Genomic DNA, 1,165 nt, shown 5'->3' with positions numbered 1-1,165 from the left:
CTACGGGGGTTATCCTTGCTACTTGCGAGCTTACAAATTGTTATCAAGTTATCGACGCTAATCATACGTCAGCCATTCTGGATTGCGGGAAGGTTGTGACGGGTGAGGACTTCCTGTTAGGCGATTACAGTCCAGGTTATTTTGCGTGGGAAATAGCGGGTTTCCGTCTGCTGAAGCCCTATATTCCAGCGAAGGGTAAACTGGGACTATGGGAACATCGGATAGACGAAGAGTTGATGATATGACCTATGTAAACAATTAATTAATGGTGGTTCTGACTTCAGTCCGTCCTGCAATTTGCTGACCAGCCACACGACGATTGTGTTTTCCCTATACATACTGCTGGCGTGGCATCATCGGAAAAGCACGGATGCGCGTTCCTTTGACAGATTGTTTTATTTGTTGTGCAACGAAGTCGGTACGCTCGATTGGGTCGTTGCCCTGCAACAGCTGCGGATTTGATCAACCAAGTAGCCCTAAAAGCCGATAAGAAGATTTCAGTTCTTATTCGGCGTCAACTCCAGCAATGGATTGCCACTTTGACCAGTTACATCAAGCCTTGTTTCATGCTGCGAAAGTTGAGTTAGAATGTATGGGAGACCACTGCAAAAACACCACCCAATATATTCGTTATGGAGAATAGGACGGGGCTCTGCGAGAAAAATCAAATTAAAAAAATAAGGGGGTGGGCGCGTGGTAAACCTTTCTGATGGTACGTCTTTGCCCCGGATCGGTCAAGGTACGTGGTATATGGGGGATAAACCGTCCAAGAAAAATGAAGAGCTTCGCACGTTTTAAATATTAATGGTAGCATGGCCAATGGACAGAATCCCATTGTTATAGACAATGTAACATTGGTTCCAATACGAACAGTTTCTCTTATTCCAAATCTAAAAGTGGACTGGGACAACAAAAGCAAGACGGTTATGGTGACCGATTCAGATACGAAAAATAAACTGAATCTAACCGTAGGTAGTAATAGTGCGTATGTCAACGATAAGAAGGTTTCTGTGGGCGTAAATCCTACTGTTAAAGAAGGCGCTGTATATGTACCTTTTCGTTTTATAGGGGAGGCACTAAATGCAAAAGTATTGTGGCATCCTGATTCTAAAACAGTTGTTACTTATAAGCCTAGTCAAACTCCCAACGCTATGCCAGCAATAAA

At 43.7% G+C, this 1,165-nt stretch carries 1 protein-coding gene and 2 pseudogenes; all 3 read left to right on the top strand.

Going from position 1 to position 1,165, the window contains the following annotated elements; genetic code table 11:
* A pseudogene (locus GRP75_RS27545) lies at positions 1-245 on the top strand (ASCH domain-containing protein); the annotation flags it as partial.
* Between the two features lie 43 nt (positions 246-288).
* Positions 289-582: pseudogene (locus GRP75_RS30760) on the top strand (IS4 family transposase); the annotation flags it as partial.
* Positions 583-812: 230 nt separating this feature from the next.
* On the top strand, positions 813-1,165 hold a 353-nt coding region (locus tag GRP75_RS27535), incomplete at its 3' end, for a copper amine oxidase N-terminal domain-containing protein (RefSeq protein WP_160790961.1).

Origin of the sequence: Paenibacillus sp. OT2-17 (genome assembly GCF_009827695.1) — a bacterium.
GTDB lineage: Bacteria > Bacillota > Bacilli > Paenibacillales > Paenibacillaceae > Paenibacillus > Paenibacillus polymyxa_B.
Note: the sequence above shows the minus strand (reverse complement) of the source record. Positions and strands in the feature narration are given on the sequence as shown.